The sequence below is a fragment of the Sphingobium sp. CR2-8 genome, from assembly GCF_035818615.1.
GTDB lineage: Bacteria > Pseudomonadota > Alphaproteobacteria > Sphingomonadales > Sphingomonadaceae > Sphingobium.
Genome location: NZ_JAYKZY010000001.1, coordinates 608,122 through 627,443 on the forward strand (window position 1 = coordinate 608,122; position 19,322 = coordinate 627,443).

Genomic DNA, 19,322 nt, shown 5'->3' on the forward strand with positions numbered 1-19,322 from the left:
GAATATCATGCGTAAATCCTTGCTTACCGCCCTGCTCGCGACAGTCGTTGCATTGCCGATCGCCCTGCACCCCGCCGCATCCTCTTCGGCACCAGCCGGATCCGGTGTCGTCGCGATCCTGGACGCCACGATCTTCGATGGCACCGGCGCGGCCCCTTCGCCCGGCACGGTGCTGATACAGGACGGCCGGATCGCGGCGGTGGGCAGCGACGTGAAGGTGCCGCGCGGCGCGAAGATCATCAACGCCAAGGGTAAGGCGCTCCTTCCCGGCTTCTTCGACATCCACACACACTGGACGCCCGGCGGCAGCCCCAGCACCTTCCCCCAGATCGCGAACGCCTATGTCGCGGCGGGCGTGACAACGGTGAATGATTTCAACGAAGCGCCCGAAGCCTATGCACCGTTGCGTGCCTGGCTGGGCCAGATGACCGCGCCGCACGTGCATTTTGCCGCGCGGGTCAGCACGCCCGGCGGCCATGGTGCCGACTGGGCGGATCAGGCGACGACGCTGTGGGTCAACACGCCCGAGGCGGGACGCGCCGCGATCGAGAGTCTGGTCGCCTATAAGCCCGACCTGATCAAGGTGTTTGCCGATGGTTGGCGCTATGGCGTGTCGCCCGACAACACGAGCATGGACGAATGGACGCTACGCGCCGTCGCGCAGGCCGCACACACGCACAACTGGCCCGTCGTGACCCATACGGTGACGGTCGATCGCGGACTGGTGGCAAGTCGCGCGGAAGTGGATTCGCTGGCGCATGGCCTTCAGGACCGACCGATCACGGCTGAGGAAGTCGCCGTGATCCGCAAGAGCGGCATGGCGATGGCGCCGACACTGGCCGTTTATGACCCCCATAAGCGCGGCGAGGTGAAGGCGGACGACCCACGGCTGCAACAGACGTTCCGCAAATTCGGTTACGCGCTGGGCAATGTGAAGGCGATGTTCGACGCGGGCATCCCGATCGCGCTGGGCACCGACGCGGGGATGCCGGGAACACCCCATGGCCCATCGACGCTGCATGAAATGGAATTGCTGGTGCAGGCGGGACTGACGCCGACGCAGGCGCTGGTGGCAGGCACCCAGACCAGCGCGAAGATCATGCGGCTGGATGGCGACCGCGGCACCATCGCCGTGGGCAAACGCGCCGACATCGTACTCGTCGACGGCACGCCTTGGACCAATATCAAGGATGTCTACAAGGTGTCGCAGGTGCTGATCGACGGCAAATTGGCCTATGGTGCGGGTGCGCCTGCCCTGCCCGCCGCCAACAGGACCAATCGCCTGCCTTCCATCAGCGTACCCGCCCTGCTGGACGATTTCGAGCGTGACGACCGGCGATCATCGATCGATACGCTGCGGATCGATACGCCCGATGGCGGCATCGATCGTTCGGTCGAGATCACCCAGACGGTGCCGCGCGATGGCGGCGGCAAGGCGCTGGCGCTTTCCGCGCGCATGGCGGTGAAGGACAATGCCTATGCCGGCTTTGCCATTCCGTTGAGCCGAGGTTCGATCACGCCTGCCAAAATCAGCGGCTACAAGGGCCTGCGCTTCGACCTGAAAGGCGACGGCCCCTACACCGTCCGTCTGAACGGGCTGGACGGCATCTGGGAAGCGACCGTGCAGGGAGGCACGGGCTGGGCATCACAGGATGTCCCGTTCGCCCGGTTCAAGCCCGTGTCGCGGCGTGGCAAGGCCAGCCCGGCGTTCACCGGCGACGGTATCATTCAGGTCGAAATCGGCGGATCGCGTGGCCCCGGCCAGCGCATGTGGTTGCAGGTGGACAATGTCCGCTTCTACTGAACCCTCAAACGGGCGAACGGCCGCCGCTGGCCGTTCGCCCCATCGATAACGACCAGTCCTCTGGAGAGATTGCATGAAACCGCACTGGCTTCTTTTGTCGGGGGCCTTGCTGCTGCCCGCCACACCGATCGCCGCGCTCACCCCGCCCGAACGCTTTTTCAAACAGTCGCCAGGCACGGATTATTATCTGGCCAACTATAGCGAATATGAAGCCTATCTGAAAAAACTGGCCGAAGAGTCCGACCGGATCAAGCTGGTCGATATCGGCAGGACGGCCGAGGGACGGATTTAGTGGATGGCGATCGTGTCCTCCCCCGGCAATCTGGCGAAGCTGGACGACTATCGCGCCATTTCCGAAAAGCTGGCCCGCGCCCATGGCGTCGATGCTGTCGAAGCGCAGCGCCTTGCGGCAAAGGGCAAGGCGATCGTCTGGATCGACGCAGGTATGCACGCGACCGAGACGGTGACGTCGCAGGGGCAGATCCAGGTCATCCACCGGATGCTGAGCCAGTCGGACCCCGAAACAATGCGGATGCTGGACGATTGCATCATATTGTTCGGGCATGACAATCCCGATGGCATGGAACTCGTCAGCAACTGGTATATGCGGCATGCAGACCCCAAGAAGCGGGAGTTCGCGACCCTGCCCCGGCTTTATCAGAAATATGTCGGTCACGATAATAATCGCGACAGCTATATGGCGGCCATGCCCGAGACGGAAAATGTCAATCGGGTGCTGTTCCGGCAATGGTATCCCCAGATCGTCTATAACCAGCATCAGACCGGGCCGGAGGGCATGGTCGTGTTCGTGCCGCCGTTCCGCGATCCGTTCAATTTCAACTACGACCCGATCGTCATGTCGCAGCTGAACGAAGTCGGCTTTTCCATGCATTCGCGACTGATTTCGGAGGGCAAGGCGGGGTCCGGCACGCGCAGCGCGGCCCGTTATTCGACTTGGCATAATGGCATGGAGCGGTCGGTCGCCTATTTTCACAACAGCATCGGCCTGTTGACGGAAATTATCGGCGGACCGACCCCGGCGAAAATCCCCCTGGTCCCAACGACCCAGTTGCCGCGCGGCGACGAGATGATGCCGATCGGCCCGCGCGACTGGCATTTGCAGGATTCGCTCGATTATCAATGGACGCTCGACCGTGCGGTGATCGATTATGCGTCGCGCAATCGCGAGCGATTGCTGTTCAACATCTGGAAGATGGGCGCGAACAGTATCGAGAAGGGCAGCAAGGACAGCTGGACCGTCACGCCGTCCAAGGTCGATCGCCTGATCAATGCCGCGCCTGTGAAAGTGGAAGGCAAGGACGAATATAATCGTCCGCGGCCCGGTGGCCCCAAAAAAGTCGATCCGGCGCTTTACAAGGCGATGCTGCAAGACCCGGCCGAGCGCGATCCGCGTGCCTATATCATCCCGGCCGACCAGCGCGACCTGCCGACGGCGATCACCTTCCTCAACGCGCTTATCAAGAATGGCGTGGAGGTCGAGCGGGCCGACGCGCCGTTCCGGGCGGGCGGGAAAGACTATGTCGCCGGTTCCTATATCGTGCGCACGGCGCAGGCCTATCGACCGCATGTAATCGACATGTTCGAGCCGCAGGACCATCCGCACGATACAGATTATCCGGGCGGCCCGCCGACCGCCCCCTATGATGTGACCGGCTATACGCTGGCCTATCAGATGGGCATCGCATTCGACCGTATTCTCGACGGACTGGATCAGCACTTTACCCCGGTGTCAGACCTGCTGACGCCGCCCCCGGGCCGGATCGTCGGTCAGGGAACGGCGGGCTGGATCGTCGGCCATGAAAGCAACAATAGTTTCATCCTGACCAACAGGCTGCTCAAGGCTGGAGTGCGGCCCGCCTGGCTGAAGCAGGGGATAACGGTGGACGGCGAAAGCCTGCAACCCGGCGCAATATGGGTTCCGGCTTTGTCAGAGGCGAAAGAGATCGTGGACAAGGCCGTCGTGGAACTGGGCCTGACCGTTCATAGAGCAAGCGCCGCGCCGCAGGGCGAACGGATCGCGCTTAAGCCGCTGCGCATCGGCTTGGTCGATCGTTATGGTGGACTCATGTCGTCGGGCTGGACCCGTTTCCTGCTCGAACGCTTCGAATTTCCCTTTGTCCAATTATATCCCAAACGACTGGATGCCGGTAATCTGGCAAAGGATTATGATGTCCTACTGTTTACTGACGACGCCCTGCCGCCCAGTGGCCCCTGGGGATCGGACCGGTCGAGCAAGCAGCCTGAATTGAAGGACACGCCGGTCGAATATCAGCCGATGCTGGGCGAGGCGACCGACGCAAAGACGGTGCCCGCCGTAGCCGAATTTGCACGGGGCGGCGGAACGGTCGTGGCGATCGGCAGTTCGGCGCGGTTCATCGATCTGCTCGGAACGCCGCTCAAGCCGGCTCTGACGCGGGAAGTGGATGGCGCGCAGAAAATGCCGGACACCAAGAGCTTCTATATTCCCGGATCGATCCTGCGCGCGCGTGTCGATAATCGTCAGCCGCTGGCCTATGGCCTGCCCGATCAGGTGGACGTCTTCTTCAATCAGTCGCAGACTTTTGTGCCCGCGACCAACGCCACCCCTTACGGCAAGGCAAGCTGGTTCGAGGGGCGCGATCTGCTGCGCAGCGGCTGGGCCGTTGGGCAGGAGAAGCTGGCCGGGACGATCGCGGTGGCCGATGTCGATGTGGGCAAGGGCAAACTTCTGCTGATGACGCCCGAAGTCGCGCAGCGCGCCCAATCCTATGGCACGTTCAAATTCCTGTTCAACGCACTGCTTTATGGAGCCGCCGATCGGAAATAGGAGGCGGAATGCGGGGTGCCGACAGGCGTCCCGCGTTGGTCAACCCGCGTGCGAGCAGTCGCCGCCATGAACATCGACGCCGGGCGTAAGACGGATGCGATCTGCGCTGCGGCTGACGTGGACCAGTCCTTGCTGTTCCAGCGCTTCGGCTAGACCATCGGCATTGTCGATGTCGAACACGCCACTGATGGCGATCCGTGCGGCCTGCGGCGAAATTACTAATTGTCCCGAACCATAGCGGTTCATCTGTGCTGCCACGTCCGACAGGCATTGGGCCGTGAACACGATGCGACCGTCGCGCCACGCACTTTCCCGCAGGACATCGACGGCGCGGACTGACACGGATCCGACATTTTGCGTCAGGCGCATGCCAGCGGGTACGAGCGTGGCATGGCCACCATCGCGCGTCGCCGCCTGCGTGACGACGCGCACCACCCCTTCGGTCGTCGTCACCTGCCCGCCATCGGTAAAGCGTGACACATCGAATGCGGTGCCGACCGCCGTGGCTGTCAACTGACCGGTCGACACGATGAAGGGCCGGGCATGGTCCTTATAGACCGCGAAAAAGGCACGTCCACGTTCCAGTTCCAGTTCGCGCCGATCCTTCGAAAAGCGGAACCGTACCGCACTGTCGGCATCAAGCAGCAGGCGTGACCCGTCTGCCAGAAGAATGTCGCGGCGATGGCCCGCAGGGCTGACCAGCCTTATACCCCTGTTCTGCGCCATTTGACGCTTGGGAACTGGCAGATCCACGCTGTCAGTGCCGGATCGATCCAGCAGCCAGATGCCGGCCGGAACCATAACGAAAGCGGCAAGCGATGCTGCCAGCAGGCCACCGCGCCACCATGTGCCATTGCCCCTGCCATCATGGCGCGCATGCATCGCCCCGATCATCGCTGTCAGGTCCGCATGGCCGTCAAGCAAACCGGCCTGGTCCCAGCCACCCGAAACGGCGTCCATGGCGGCCCGATGCGCCGGGGCCTGGGCACACCATCGCTCGATCGCGGCCCGCTCCGTATCAGTCGCTTCACCCGATTGCATCCGAACCCAATGCGCGGCAGCGATGTCCAGGGGATCGTCCCCAGTGCGCGTCATGCAGAACCTGCCTTATCGCGCCATGCGCCGGGCGACATGGGCGATGGCCTTTGCCAGATGTTTCTCGGTGGCACTGACGGAGATTCCGATCTTTCCTGCAATCTCGCCATGGGGCAGTCCTTCGTAGCGCCGCATCAGGAAGATATCGCGCGTCCTTTGCGGCAGGTCCGCCAGAGCCGCTACGAGTTGCGCGAGTTCTTCCTTTGCCAGTAAGACGCGATCGGGCGTGCATTCCTCAGCAGGATGATCCTTTTCCGTCAACTCTCCATGATGCAGCGTCTGGCGTGCGCGATCGCGGCGGGCCTGGTCCCGCAGCACGCTGGAAGCCGTGCGGAAAATATAGCCCTCCAGATTGTCGATGCGATCAGTCGAATCGCGGGCATGCATGCGCAGCATCACATCCTGCACCAAGTCGTCCACCATGGCGGCGTTGGTGATGCGCCGCGCGAAATAGCGGCGCAAGGCCGGGACATAGGCGATATAATCGGGCCTGTGCCCCTGATCGGACCATGCATGCGCCACGGGCGATCCCGACGACATATTCAATTCCCTATCCCTCGAGCCATCGTCACCAGCGCCGATTCCAACTGAACAATATGGTGCGTGGCCCATAACTGAACGTTTGACCCACCCCATATCCGTTAGTGACGGTTCGAACATTTGCGATCCGGTCGAACAAATTACGGACCTGGACCACGATGTCCGACGTGGCGCGTCGGTAGGACAGGCGGGCGCCGAAGAGGGTAAAGGCCGACGTCGCGACATAGTCCGGATCATCGGCATTGAAGGTGGATGAGAAGCCGGACTGATATTGCCAGTCGCCCTCGACCGTGATTTGGTCGCCCTGTCCGACAGTCCAGCTTCGCTCGACGCTGGCCTGCAGGCGGCGCGCCGGAACGAAAGGAATGCTGTCGCCCGCATCTGCGCCGCCGACCAGCGATGCATCGCCGGTCACACGGGCCATGTCGGCCCGGATCAGGCTCGCCTGTGCCTTCGCGACAATTCCTTGCCCGGGACGCAGAACGAATTCCAGTTCCGCGCCCAGGATCGTCGCATTCCCCAGATTGACGAGATAGGCGTGAGAGCGATTTTCGGACAAGGCCCGGTATTGCATGTCCTGCCAGTTATTGATGTAAGTCATCAGCGTCATATCGGCGCGTCGCCCAAGCCGCAGCTTGACCCCCATTTCCACACCCCACAGGCTGTCCCCAGCGAAAGTCAGGCGATCGGGGAGCAGGACCGAAGCGGTATTTACCCCGCCCGGGCGGATGCTGCGTGCAAGCTGGGTGTGCCAGGTCGCGCCTGGCATGACTGGCACGTCGATATGCACATTGCCACTGACGCCGTGCGTTTTTTCCGTAGTCAGCGGCCAGGAATTGACCGATCCGCTCAAAAGATTGGGCACGACCACGTCATTGCGTGAGGAGACGCGATAATCGTCGAAACGCAAGCCCGCCGCAGCGAGCAGCCCATCGGCGTCGCGATAGGCCACATTCCCGAACAGGGCGGTTTGACGCCGGTGCATACCGAGCCTGCGCGCGCCAAACACGACAGGCTGGGCACCCTGGTCCGACGGAACTGACGACAGTTCGCTACGCAGCTTTTCGGTGCGATGGTCCAGAAGCAGGCCGATACCCCATTTCAGACCAGTCGATGCCCTGCTGCCCAGACGGATTTCTTGCAGCAGACGGGTGGATCGGATGGGAATATGCAGCAGGGATGGCGCCAGGCTCGATACATAATCGGCATATTGCTGGTCCTGCGCCGGATCGCAGGCTGACGCCGTCAGATCAAAAAAGCGGCGGCATCCGTCCGGATCACTACCCTGGAGCAGGGTTGCATTGGTCCGATCATAACGACGGTCCAGTTTCCAGCGATAGGCCGCGGACAGCGCGGTCAGTTCCAGGTCGCCAAGGTCGTAGCGCAACCCCAGCCGCGCAAGCAGGAAATCGTGCGTCGTGGGCGCCAAAAAATAGCGATCCGTCCGATAGGCACCCAGAGCACGGAACCAGGACGATGGGTCGCCTACGCGGCGATGCTGCCAGGCGAGGAGGGTGGAAATGTCGAGATCCGGCGTCGGCACGACCCGCGTGACCAGACGAAAGCCTGCAATATCGTCATCATTGACATTGCGTGCGCCGATGCGGACATTGTCGATATAGCCGCCGTCGCGATGCACATAGCCGGTCGCGCGGATGGCTGCATTGGCGCCGATCGGTGCGTTGAGCGTCGCGACGAAGAGCGCGTCAGGCTCTCCGCCCTTTTTCACGCCAACCCGTGCTGTGGAAATCGCCTGCCATTCGCCCAGATGGGCGTTCTCCGGCTCTATCTCTATTTCACCGGCCAGCGAGCCCGTCCCATGTTCACTGCTGCGCGCCGTTCGGGATATGGTAATCCGCCCGATGTCGACCAGAGCAAGATCACTGGTCGAGCGGGCGGAATCGCTGCCGGTGCCGGACGGCCCCGAAATGGGCACACCCGCGAAATAGACAACCGTGGTTGCTTCCCCCGCCATGCCGACGCCGCGGACAATCAGTGCCTGCTGGCCCGACCCAGCCGGTTCGCTAGAGATACCAAGACTATTGTTGAGAAGTGCCGCCATCGTCGGCTCCTGCGGGCGCACGCGAAGATCGCTCAGGAATGCGGCAGGATCGTTCCGGCGGTAGCCAGTGACGGTCAGAGCCGGAAGCGTGGCTATCGGCCGATCGGCTGCCGACATGGGGACCATGTCGACCTGCTCCTGTCCTCTGCCTATGACGATTACGCCGGATTCGGTCTGGCTGAAGACAAGTCCCGTACCGTCGAGGAGACGAGCGAGTGCGCGATCGAACGACATGCGGCCTGACAGGGCCCGCTTGAGCATGCCGCTGGCGATTGCGGGGCTGAAAATGATCTGGCGGCGCCCCTGCAGACCCAATTGCTGAATGGCAGCGGCAAGCGCCTGCGGCGCGATGTCATAGCGCGTGGTCGATCCGGATTTCGCTGTCGCCTTTGGAATTGCCACACAATTGATCACCAGCGCGGCGACTATGGGAAATGCTGCAGGCCAGTATATATCTCTCGGACGCCTATAAGACGGGCCAGGCCAAATTTCCCGCCTGCGAGTCACTACGAAAACCTTGGTGATGGGACTTGCTATACAAAAACGAACCGCGCGCCAATTTCCTCCTGTTATGCGCGGTCACCAGCCGAACACATAGCGTTCGCGCCGGACGTCCGCGCCTCCTCGCAAGGTGTTGCTGCCTGGAAGGACGCCCGCCGCGACAATGCCGGTGGACACGCCGAAGGGGCCGAGCACATCGAGCTTGTGCCCGCGCGCGGCGAGGTCGGCGCGGACATCCTGCGGCACGCGATCCTCTATTTCCAGCACGCCCGGCTCATCCTTTTTGATAGCGAAAGAGCCGTGGAAGTGATTGGAATTGATCCGCGGCGCTTCAATCGCGGCTTGGAGCGGCTGTCCATAACCGAGGACGCGCAGCAGCACGTTCATGATCTGCTGATCCTGATTGTCGCCACCCGGCGTGCCGATGGCGAGGAAGGGCGCGCCGTCCTTCATCACGATCGAGGGCGAAAGCGTCGTGCGGGGCCGCTTGCCTGGCGCGAGAACATTGGGGCTTTGCGGGTCGAGGTCGAACACGGTGAGGCGGTTGCTCATCGGAACGCCGGTATCGCCGGGGATATAGGCACCTCCGAGCATCCAGCCGGAACTTGGGGTGCAGCTGAAAAGGTTTCCATCGCGATCCACCACCTCGATCGCCGTGGTATCGGCCGTCGGGCGCGGCGGAGCTTTCAGCATATGCGGCGTGAAGACCGGGGTGGTGCGCGGCTTGCCCTCGAAAGCCCAGGGATCGCCGTAGCGATGCTCGAGCGACGCGCGCGGACCGATCTGTTTCGCGCGCGCGACGGCATAGCTTTTTGAGAGCAGCCCCTTCATCGGCACGGACGCGAAGTCGGGATCGCCGAAATACATGTTGCGATCGTCGAAGGCGAGCTTGATCAATTCCGCCACGATGTGGAGATAGTCGGCCGATCCCGGCGTCATCGCGGCAATGCCTGCCGCCTCGGCCATATTGAGCGCCATCAGCATGGCTGGCCCCTGGCTCCAGAAACCGCCCTTGCAGATGTCGTAGCCGAAGGCGCGGGTGGTGGCGGGCGCTTCGACCTTCCCCTTGTAGCGCGCGAGATCCTCGTAGCGCATCAGGCCGCCGTCGCGCTGCATTGCCGCGCCGATCCGCCGGGCTATGTCTCCCTTGTAGAAGGCGTCGCGTCCCGCCTGGATCGCGGCCTTGCGGTCCTTCGTCCTCGCATAGGCCGCTGCATCGGCGTCGGCGATGATCCGCATCGTGCGGGCCAAGTTCGGCTGGCGGAATATCTCGCCGGTGCGTGGCGGCTTTCCGTCGGGATAATAGGCCGCATAGGCGTCGGCCCATTTCGACGTTGCCTTCTGCTGGCTGGCGAAAACCTCGGCGAGGAAATTATACATGACGAACCCGTCAGCGAGTTCGATGGCTGGCTGCATCACCTGATGCAGCGTCATGGTACCGTTGAGTTGCAGCGCAAGCGCCATGGCGTCGACCATTGCCGGGATGGTGCCGCCATTGGGGCCGTTGCCGGGGATGACGCCCGCCGCCGCGAACCGATCCGGCGTGGCGAGCGCGGGGGCAGTCCCCTGCCCGTTCACCACGGACACCTTCCTTGCTTTCGCGTCATAGATGATCGTCGGCGCTTCCCCACCGAAGCCAAAATGGGAGATTTCAGTGACCGCTGCGGCAAAGACGGCGGCGACACCGGCATCGGTCGCATTGCCGCCAGCCATCAACATGCGCGTGCCTGCCGCGACCGCATAATGGCGGCCTGCCGCGACGATGCCGAAATTGCCGACGATCTCAGGGCGCAGGGTCTCACCCGCACTTACCAATCTGGTTGGTTCGATGGCGGGCTTCGACTGTGTGAGGTTCTGGCCCAGCGCCTGTGCCTCCGTGCCCACCGCGAGGGCACCTGCGATGGTCAGAGTTGCAAGATCGCGACGTGAGAGGCCTATTTCAGGCGTATCGGTCATGATGGCTTTCCCCTGTTGATGACCGGCGGCTTGCATGAAGGCATACTCTGGACCGGTTCGACCATAGATCAACGATAGGCGCCAATATGTCCGCCATCCATATGGGTTTTTCAATATATTTCACAAATCTGTAAAGTTGGATGGCGGAAATTGCGCACTCATCAGTTTCTAGTTTTCAAGAGCGGGTGTCGCAGCGGGGTGACAGGCGCGACCCGGGGGCTTTGTCGCCCCTTCAGAACTCGCATGCAGGAGATGATGTCGGCACTCTATTTCGTGGGGGTTCGCTGATGCACTGCCCGGATTTCGAGAATGACGATCGCGCCGCCTGCACTGTGTGCGGGCATGATAATGCGTTCGCCCGGATGCCCAGCGTGAAACATCCCTACGGCGCAGGATGGCCCTGACGGGAAAGGCGCTCAGCATAGCAGGGGAACAGCAGCATGAGGGTCAAGGTTACAGCCAGACAGTTACGGATACTCGCAGGGGCAAGTCTCAGCGCCCTCACCATCGGAAGCGCTGTCGCGCAAACCACCCATGACGTCGCGCCGCAAGCGGAGGAGCCAGTCGGCGCGGAAATCGTCGTCATCGGCTCGCAGATCAAGGGCGCGAATACCGCCGGCGCATTGCCCGTCAGCGTGGTTGGCGAACAACAGATCGAGGCCGTCGCCGCCGTATCCGGCGCGGACCTGTTCCGGTCTATCCCGCAACTGGGCGGCGTCACCTTCAACGAACAGGTGCTGGGCGGTGGTAACGCCAATGCGGCGCGCGGCGACGTATCGACAGTCTCGCTGCGCGGCCTGGGCCAAGGCAACACGCTGCTGCTCATAAACGGTCGGCGCACGGTTCTGCACCCTACGTCTCAGGCGATCACCGGCGTCATCGATTCCGGCGTGCCTACCTTCGGTTACAACGCCAACACCATCCCGGTAGGCAATATATCCCGCGTCGAAGTGCTGCGAGACGGCGCGGCGGCACTCTACGGGTCGGACGCGGTGGCGGGCGTCGTCAACAACGTCCTCAATTCCGACTATAAGGGCGCGAAGTTCGACATCCAATATGGCGGCGCGGAGGGCACCAGCCTGCGCGAACTTGCAGTCAACGGCCTGGTGGGCGCGGACTTTGCGGAAGGACGCGGTAACATCTCGCTCTTCGCCGGATATGCGCGCAAGTCGAAGCTGTACCTTGCCGATCAGGACTATACCGCTTTTGCCGATCGGCGATCGCTGGTCGCGGGCACGCCCTTCGCCAACGTCAACGCCTTCAACAGCACCGGAACGGCGACGCCATGGGGCACATTCCGGGCGCTTGGCACCACACCAAGCGCCAATGGCATCGTCACGTTCCTCAACCGCAGCGTCGCGAGCGGCGCCACCGCCTTCACCAACGCGTCGGGCCAGTGGCACATCCAGCCCAACGGCAACAGCGGCTGCCGCATCGGCGCAGGCACGCCGGGCATGTGCTATGACGACGGCAATGGCGTCACGGAAATGGCGACGGTCGATTCCAACCTGCGCTTCGATTCCCCCGGTACGTTCAAGGATCTGACAACTCAGCCGTCCGTCCGTCGCATCAATCTTTTCGCCAACGCGCATTTCGACCTGACCGACAATCTGACCTTGTTCGGCGAAGCGGGCTTCTATCGCGGCGTTACTCATGCGACGATCGGCGCGCCCGGATCGCTGGCGAACATCCCCATCACCGTTGCGGCCAACGCCTATTGGAACCCGTTGGGGCCGGTGGGATCCGTCAATCGCCTTCCGGGCCTGTCGACCGCCATCGTGCCTGCGACCGGCCTGCCCGTGCAGATCACGGCGCTAAGCTACGTCGATGTCGGATCGCGCCCGGTCGACGTCACCAATTATCAGTATCGTTTCCTGGGCGGCCTGCGCGGCAATATCGGCGACTGGGATTTCGACAGCGCGGCGCTCTACACCTGGGCGACGGCGGCGGACACGCAGCGGAATTTTTCCAACACGCTGCTGCAACGGGCAATCAACCGGACGACGCCCGACGCCTATAATCCGTTCAACGGGGGTTGCGTCGATACGCCATCGATCGGCGATTGCACACCCAACAGCCAGGCGACGATCGACAGCTTCATGATCGAAGCGACACGCCGCACGCGCACCAGCCTTGCGCTGGCGGACTTCAAGATCTCGAACAATGATCTTATCGGCCTTTGGGGCGGCAACAGCATCGGCATCGCGGCGGGCATCGAATATCGGCGCGAAACCTATCACGACGACCGATCGCCCTATCAGGGCGGCATCGCAGGGGTCGACACTACCTACACCGATGCCGTCACCGGGATCTTCTACGGATCGGACCTGGGTGGTGCGAGCCCGTCGCCCGACGTGCGCGGCAAGCGCAACGTCAAGTCCGCCTATGCCGAACTGGCCATCCCGATCTTCAGCCCGGAAATGGAAGTGCCCTTCTTCCGCTCGCTCGAATTCCAGGTCGCGGGCCGCTACGAGGATTATAGCGACGTCGGATCGGTGGCGAAGCCCAAGATCGCCGGGTCGTGGGAACTGCTGGAAGGGATGCGCCTGCGCGGTTCCTGGTCGCAGGGCTTTCGTGCGCCCAATCTGGAGGTCATCAATACCTCGACCCTCGACCGCGTGAACACGGGCATCGACTATGTCCTGTGCGAGGCGGATGTCCGCGCCCGGCGCATAGCCAACTTCTCGCAATGCGCGCGCAGCATATCCGTCCTGCGGCGCAGCGGCGGCAACCCGGCATTGAAGCCCGAGGAATCGACAAGCTGGAGCTTTGGCGCGGTTTTCTCGCCGCCGCTGGGTGAGGGCTGGGGCAAGGTCACCTTCACCGTCGATCGCTGGAAAATCCAGCAGAAGAACGTCGTCGGTCTGCTCGACTATCAGAATGCGCTGAACCTCGACTATCTGCAGCGCACGCAGGGGAGCACAAATCCCAACGTGGTGCGGCGCGCGCCGACCCAGACCGACATCGACCTTTCCACCGGGACCGGTCTCGCGCCGGTGGGCGAATTGCTCTACGTCGTTGCCAACTTCCAGAACCTGCTGCCGGTGACGGTGCAGGGGATCGACTTCGGCCTCGACTATTATCTGCCCACTGCCGCACTCGGGACATTCTCGTTCAACGTCAACGCGTCCCGCCTCATCAGCTATTTCGTGGCTGCGCCTGCCCCGGTACAGCAGGTGATCGACGCGCAGCGGGCGGGCGAGATCAGCGCGTTGGTGCCGGTGCAGGGTGGCGGCGACGTGATCGGCCGAGACGGTCAGCCGCGCTGGCGCATATCCGCTACGCTCGACTGGACGATGGGGCCGGTCAAGATTGGCGCCTTCACCCAGTTCATCGACGATGTGTATGAAAATGCCGTGTTCGACGCGAACAACAGCAAATTCGTGGTGAAAGGGCAGACGACGGTCAATCTGTTCGCGCAATATACGTTCAAGAATGACGGGCCGCTCAACGGCACGTCGATTCAGATCGGCGCGCGCAACATCTTCGACAAGGATCCACCGCTCTCTTCGGCCGGATATCTGTCGAGCGTCTACACACCGCAGGCGCGCTATTGGTACACCAACATCAAGAAGAGCTTCTGAGCCGAGAGGGAGGGCGAGAGCTGCCCTCCCTCCCGTCAGGCGCAAGGATCATCATGTCGGATCGCGATTTTTCAGCAACGAGCCTTCATCGCCGCGCGCTTCTGACGGCGGGGCTGGCGGGCGTCGGCCTCGCTGCCCTACCCCGCCCGCTACTGGCGCAATCGGGTTCGCGCGCTCCCGATGCGCCCCGATCGGGCGGAGCCAGCGTCGCCGCGCATCGTGTCGAAGTGCCGATGCCCCATGGTGGCGTTACCGCCGGTCATCCGCTTGCCGCGATGGCGGGCACGCGCATGTTGATACAGGGCGGCACGGCGGCGGACGCGGTCATTGCGGCGATGGCGGTGATGAACGTCGTCGAACCCTGGGCGTCGAGCGCGGGTGGCAACGGTTTTGCCACTTGCCTCGACCGCAGGAGCGGAGCGGTCCACTCGCTCGCCTTCACGGGCGGCGCGCCCCGACTGCTCGATCCGGAGGACGATGCGGCAGCGCTCGACCATGGGCCTAAGGCGCTGACGGTGCCCGGCGCGTTCGGTGGTTGGATCGCGCTGGCCCGGCGCTTTGGCCGGCTGCCTCTGTCGGTACTGCTGGAACCAGCGATCGGCTATGCGCGCGACGGGCATCCGCTTGATCCGTCGATCGCGGCCTTCATCACCCGTGCGCAAAAGACGCTGGCGCTCTATCCGACCAGCGCCGCCATCTTCTTGCCCGGTGGCAAGCCGCCAGCGCCGCGTTCCATCTTCCGCAATCCCGATCTGGCGCGAACGCTCCAGTCCCTGGCGGACGCGGAAACCAGGGCGCTGAAGGGCGGCGCGGATCGCGATCGCGCGCTTCAGGCCGCCTATGATTATTTCTACACCGGTCCGATCGCGCAGGAATTTGCGCGCTTCTCGGCCGCGACCGGCGGCTGGCTGCGGCTCGACGATCTCAAAGCCTATCGGCCGCGCTGGGACAAGCCGGTCACGACCAGCTATCGCGGCCTCGACGTCTATTGCAGTCCGCTCACGTCGCGCACCGGCCTGGAAGTCTGCGAGCAGTTAAATCTTGTCGAAGGGTTCGATCTTGCCTCCCTGCCGGCGGACGATCCGCGCCTGACCCATCTGCTGATCGAGGCGATCAAGGTCGCCAAGGCGGACGTCTATAAATATGCCGCCGATCCGCGCTTCAGCCAGACTCCGGTGGACGCACTGCTGTCGAAGGCATTCGCCGCGCAACGCCGCAAGCTGATCGATCCTGCGCGGGCGGGCGTCTATCCCGAAGGCGGCGCACCGAAGCTCGCAGGGTGGAAGGGCAGCCCCCTTGCAACGATGGGCGATGACCATACACGCGGCGGTGACACGACCAGCCTGTCCGCCGTCGATGCAGACGGCAATGCGATCGCGGTCACGACGACGGTGGGCGGGGGCTTTGGCACCTTTCTCGTCATGGGCAACACCGGAATCCTATTCAACAATGGCTTGCGGCTGGGATCGACCGCGCCCTATCCCGACCATCCCAATATGCGCGCGCCGGCCAAGGTGCCGTTGCTGGGCAATGGCCCCACGATCGTGCTCGACAAGGGTCGGCTGAAGCTCGTCTTCGGCTCACCCGGTGGAGAGACGATCGGGCAGACGCAGTTCCAGTTTCTGGTCAACGCGATCGACCGGCAGATGCCGATCCAGGCCGCGATCGAAGCGCCGCGCTTCGCGATCGACGCCGATCCCAATTTCTACAAACCGGGCGCCGCGATTACGGTGCAGGCCGAAGGCCGCTTTGCGCCCGCTGTGCTGGAGGGGCTGACGGCTATGGGTCACATGGTCGAGCGGGTAGGGCCATACGCGATCGGCAGCGTGCAGGGGATCATGGTCGATCCGTCCGACGCGCGGATGGCGGGCGCAGACCCGCGCCGCATGGGATATGCGGTCGGATATTGAAACAGCGACAGCCAAAGTGACAGGGAAGCAGGGCATGCGGAAATCACTGAAATCAGCCCTTGGCGCATTGCTGTTATGCGGCGCGCCGATCGTCCATGCCGCGCCCGCCAACCTTCCTCCTCCGGGCGGCGAGCGACCTGTCGCTTTCGATGTCCACGAAGGCACGTCGATGGCGGTGTCCGTCTCGCCCGACGGCAAGTGGCTGGCAGTCGATCTTCAGGGTAGCCTCTGGATCATCCCGGCCAAGGGCGGAAAGGCGGTGCGGATCACCGACTATTTCAACGATGCCCGCCAACCAGTCTGGGCGCCGGACGGCAAGTCGCTGGCCTATTTCGCCTATCGCGAGGGCGGTTATGACCTTTGGTCGGTCAAACCCGACGGCAGCGACGCGCGCAAGCTGACACAGGGTGCCTATGACGATCGCGAACCGGCCTTCTCCCCGGATGGACGCATGATCGCCTTCTCGTCCGACCGCAGCGGCAATTACGACATCTGGACTCTCGATGTGGCGTCGGGCGCGACCACGCAGGTCAGCAGGAACCCCCGCGAAGACCGGATGCCCACATGGTCACAGGATGGCGCGCGCATCGCCTATTCCGGCGCCGATGGCGCAAAGACCGGGTTGTTCGCGACGACGCTGGCGACCGGAACCGAAGCCCATCTCCAAGATGTGAAGGGCAAGGTCGACGCGCCCTCCTTTGGGCCCAAGGGTGAACTCGCCTATGTCGTGCAGGATGCGAGCGGCAGTCGGCTGGAGATCGACGGGACGGCGGTAAGCGGGACGGAGAATGTCTTTCCCTTCCGCATATCGTGGGGAAAGTCCGGCTATTATTATGTGTCCGACGGCAAGCTGCGTCACCGGACCGGCGCGAAAATCGCGACCATCCCCTTCTCCGCCACCCTCGAATATGTGAAGCCGCAATATCCCCGTGCGCGACGCGATTGGGACAGCGACGCACCGCGCAAGGCGCTGGGCATCGTCCACCCGACTATCTCGCCGGACGGTAGCCGCATCGCCTTCGTCGCGCTGGGCGACCTCTACCTGATGTCGTCCAAGGGGGGCACGCCGGAAAATCTCACCAAGGACGGCGCGCTCGACGCCGACCCGGCCTGGTCGCCCGATGGCACGCAGATCGTTTATACGTCCGACAAGGGCGGCGGCTTGCCCCAGCTTTGGATACGCGATCTCGCAAGCGGCAAGGATCGCCGCTTGACGAGCATCGACACACAGCCGCTCGGTGCGGCCTGGTCACCGGACGGCAAGCGCATCGCTTATATCGACGTGGACGGACGCTGGGGCGTGGCAGGCGTGTGCATCATCGACGTGGCAACCGGCAAGATCACGCGGTTGCAGGGATCGCTTGGCCAGCCGGGCAGCCCCAGTTGGTCAGCCGATGGCAAATATGTGGCCATCAGCCTCTCCTACAATTATTCCAACAGCTTCCGTGAAGGCACCAACCAGGTCTACGTCATCCCGGCAGATGGCAAGGGCGAGCCCTTCTGGCAGATTCCGGAAGCAAATATGTCGATGGATACGCGCGGCGGCGGCGGCCCCACCTGGTCGCCCGACGGCACCAAGATGGCGGCGATCTACGAAGGGCTGCTGAAGGTCTGGCCGGTCGATCCTGACGGGAAGCCGATGGGACCGCCGCGCAGCTATAGCGCCGAGATCGCCTATTTCCCGACATGGACGTCGGATTCCAGAACGATCCTCTATCAGTCCGCAGACAAGATGCGAACAGTCGATCTGGAAACCGGCAAGGTAACGGAGGTGCCGCTCGACCTGACCTATCGCCTTGCGAAGCCAAGTGGGCGGACGATCATCCACGTCAGCAACCTCGTAGACTCGGTGCGCGACGAGACACAGCATGACAAGGACATCGTCGTCGAAGGCAACCGCATCGTCGCGGTGCAGGATCATGACCCCGCGCTCCATGCGACGGGCAAGCTGGTGGACGGCACGGGCCTTACCGCGATTCCCGGCCTCATAGAACATCACAGCCATGTGCAGAAGGATTTCGGCGCAAACCAGCATAAGGCGTGGCTTGCCTATGGCATCACCACCGTCCGCGATCCGGGTGCGCAGGTCTATGACGGGCTGGAGGATCGCGAGGCGAGCGAGGCTGGCGTGCGCATCGGGCCGCGCATCTATACCGGCAGTTCGCTAATGGAATGGCAGCGCGTCTATTACAAGATGGGCATCGCCGTCTCCAGCCCCGCCCACCTCGAACGCGAGCTGGAGCGCATCCGGCTGCTCAAATATGACATGATGAAAAGCTATGTCCGCATGCCCGATCTCTACCAGCGGCGCATCGTGGAGGCGGCGCATGCCATGGGTATCCCGGTGTCAGGCCATGAAATCTATCCTGCCGCCTATAGCGGGGTCGACGCGACCGAGCATCTGGGGGCGACCAGCCGCCGCGGCTATTCGCCCAAGCAGGGTCCGATGGGGATAGCCTATGAGGATGTGATCCAGTTGTTCGCGCGCAGTGGCCGTACGCTGACGCCGACCATGTTCGGCTCGCTCGCAGGCTATCTGGAGAAGCATCCCGACTATCTCGACGATCCGCGCGTCAACCTCTATCCTGTCTGGGCACAAAAGTCGGTGCGCGATCAGGACCCGATGGCGGTGATGCTTCGGCCACTTATGGCGGGCAGCCTCAAATCCTTGAAGGCGATGTATGACGCAGGCACTTTCGTCACCGCAGGCACCGACACGATCATCGCGACCAACCTTCATGCGGAGATTGCATCCTATGTCGATGCCGGACTGACGCCATTCCAAGCGCTTCAGACGGCGACCGTCAACAGTGCAAAGGATCTGTTACTAGATGCAGGTACGCTGGAAGCAGGAAAGCTCGCAGACATCGTGCTGTTGAACGGCGACCCGCGCGCCGACATCGCCAATACGTTCAAGGTGGCAAAGGTTATGGCAAACGGATATGTCTTTGACTTGCAAGATTTAATATCTCAGTAGTTTTGAAATTACACCTTTGTCATGTCAATTCGAGGTGTCGGCATTCTCCGAGTGAAGCGGGACGCT

At 62.8% G+C, this 19,322-nt stretch carries 10 protein-coding genes; 6 read left to right on the forward strand and 4 right to left on the reverse strand.

What is annotated here, in order from left to right; all coding sequences use genetic code 11:
- Window positions 1–7: 7 nt before the first annotated feature.
- The 3 genes from U5A82_RS02590 to U5A82_RS02600 all read left to right on the forward strand — a co-directional run bounded on the left by U5A82_RS02590 (window position 8) and on the right by U5A82_RS02600 (window position 4,631).
- A complete protein-coding gene (locus tag U5A82_RS02590) occupies window positions 8–1,804 on the forward strand; it encodes an amidohydrolase family protein (protein ID WP_326288431.1) in 1,797 nt (598 codons plus the stop codon).
- A gap of 73 nt (window positions 1,805–1,877) precedes the next feature.
- Complete coding sequence (locus tag U5A82_RS02595; RefSeq protein WP_326288433.1) at window positions 1,878–2,096, forward strand: hypothetical protein; 219 nt, start codon at window positions 1,878–1,880, stop codon at window positions 2,094–2,096.
- 3 nt (window positions 2,097–2,099) lie between these two features.
- Window positions 2,100–4,631 carry a M14 family metallopeptidase gene (locus U5A82_RS02600; protein ID WP_326288435.1) on the forward strand — a complete coding sequence of 844 codons (2,532 nt, stop codon included), beginning with the start codon at window positions 2,100–2,102 and terminating at the stop codon, window positions 4,629–4,631.
- Window positions 4,632–4,670: 39 nt separating this feature from the next.
- Here U5A82_RS02600 and U5A82_RS02605 read toward each other — a convergent pair whose 3' ends face one another.
- The 4 genes from U5A82_RS02605 to U5A82_RS02620 form a co-directional block, all read right to left on the reverse strand.
- Window positions 4,671–5,726: a FecR family protein gene (locus tag U5A82_RS02605; protein WP_326288437.1), complete on the reverse strand. Its 1,056-nt coding sequence runs from the start codon at window positions 5,724–5,726 to the stop codon at window positions 4,671–4,673.
- Window positions 5,727–5,738: 12 nt separating this feature from the next.
- Window positions 5,739–6,248 (reverse strand): RNA polymerase sigma factor, encoded by a 510-nt coding sequence (locus tag U5A82_RS02610; protein ID WP_326288439.1) that lies wholly within the window; start codon window positions 6,246–6,248, stop codon window positions 5,739–5,741.
- Window positions 6,249–6,294: 46 nt separating this feature from the next.
- Window positions 6,295–8,730 (reverse strand): TonB-dependent receptor, encoded by a 2,436-nt coding sequence (locus U5A82_RS02615; RefSeq protein ID WP_326288441.1) that lies wholly within the window; start codon window positions 8,728–8,730, stop codon window positions 6,295–6,297.
- A 177-nt stretch (window positions 8,731–8,907) separates the two neighbouring features.
- Window positions 8,908–10,785 (reverse strand): gamma-glutamyltransferase family protein, encoded by a 1,878-nt coding sequence (locus U5A82_RS02620; protein ID WP_326288443.1) that lies wholly within the window; start codon window positions 10,783–10,785, stop codon window positions 8,908–8,910.
- 440 nt (window positions 10,786–11,225) lie between these two features.
- On the opposite strand from U5A82_RS02620, the gene U5A82_RS02625 reads away from it, so the two are divergent.
- Genes U5A82_RS02625 through U5A82_RS02635 form a run of 3 tightly spaced genes read left to right on the forward strand, consistent with a single transcriptional unit; the run spans window position 11,226 to window position 19,256 of the window.
- On the forward strand, window positions 11,226–14,369 hold the full coding sequence (locus U5A82_RS02625; RefSeq protein WP_326288445.1) for a TonB-dependent receptor domain-containing protein: 3,144 nt from the start codon (window positions 11,226–11,228) through the stop codon (window positions 14,367–14,369).
- A 53-nt stretch (window positions 14,370–14,422) separates the two neighbouring features.
- On the forward strand, window positions 14,423–16,279 hold the full coding sequence (locus tag U5A82_RS02630; protein WP_326288446.1) for a gamma-glutamyltransferase family protein: 1,857 nt from the start codon (window positions 14,423–14,425) through the stop codon (window positions 16,277–16,279).
- A gap of 34 nt (window positions 16,280–16,313) precedes the next feature.
- Window positions 16,314–19,256 carry an amidohydrolase family protein gene (locus U5A82_RS02635; RefSeq protein WP_326288447.1) on the forward strand — a complete coding sequence of 981 codons (2,943 nt, stop codon included), beginning with the start codon at window positions 16,314–16,316 and terminating at the stop codon, window positions 19,254–19,256.
- Window positions 19,257–19,322: the final 66 nt, after the last annotated feature.

What these genes read in the sequence shown, in the direction of transcription:
- U5A82_RS02600 (WP_326288435.1), top strand. Translation starts at nt 2,100, where the DNA reads ATGGCGATCGTGTCCTCCCCCGGCAATCTGGCGAAGCTGGACGACTAT.
- U5A82_RS02595 (WP_326288433.1), top strand. Translation starts at nt 1,878, where the DNA reads ATGAAACCGCACTGGCTTCTTTTGTCGGGGGCCTTGCTGCTGCCCGCC.
- U5A82_RS02630 (WP_326288446.1), top strand. Translation starts at nt 14,423, where the DNA reads ATGTCGGATCGCGATTTTTCAGCAACGAGCCTTCATCGCCGCGCGCTT.
- U5A82_RS02635 (WP_326288447.1), top strand. Translation starts at nt 16,314, where the DNA reads ATGCGGAAATCACTGAAATCAGCCCTTGGCGCATTGCTGTTATGCGGC.
- U5A82_RS02620 (WP_326288443.1), bottom strand. Translation starts at nt 10,785, where the DNA reads ATGACCGATACGCCTGAAATAGGCCTCTCACGTCGCGATCTTGCAACT.
- U5A82_RS02625 (WP_326288445.1), top strand. Translation starts at nt 11,226, where the DNA reads ATGAGGGTCAAGGTTACAGCCAGACAGTTACGGATACTCGCAGGGGCA.
- U5A82_RS02590 (WP_326288431.1), top strand. Translation starts at nt 8, where the DNA reads ATGCGTAAATCCTTGCTTACCGCCCTGCTCGCGACAGTCGTTGCATTG.
- U5A82_RS02605 (WP_326288437.1), bottom strand. Translation starts at nt 5,726, where the DNA reads ATGACGCGCACTGGGGACGATCCCCTGGACATCGCTGCCGCGCATTGG.